Here is a 248-nt window from a genome sequence, read left to right on the forward strand (position 1 = left end):
GTTCTTCTGGAGCAGTGCGAAGAAGGATTCCATCGCCGCGTTATCACCGGCAGCACCGACTTGGCCCATGGATCCGATGAGGTGATGCTGGTTCAGGGCGTGGACGAACTTCCGGGATCGAAACTGCTTGGGCTCAATCGGTCGTTGCAACACCGTGTTGTTGAAGCGAGCGTAACTGCTCCTCGAAGACTTCCGCGGGAGTGCGCCAGTTCAGGCTTTTCCGTGGCCGGTTGTTGAGCGCGAGAGCG

The 248-nt window shown here is 58.9% G+C and carries 1 pseudogene; it reads right to left on the reverse strand.

Annotated elements, in window-relative coordinates:
- Positions 1-126: pseudogene (locus tag GSY69_RS14040) on the reverse strand (IS3-like element ISAar45 family transposase); the annotation flags it as partial.
- Between the last annotated feature and the right edge of the window lie 122 nt (positions 127-248).

It is taken from the genome of Brevibacterium rongguiense, assembly GCF_009857845.1.
GTDB lineage: Bacteria > Actinomycetota > Actinomycetes > Actinomycetales > Brevibacteriaceae > Brevibacterium > Brevibacterium rongguiense.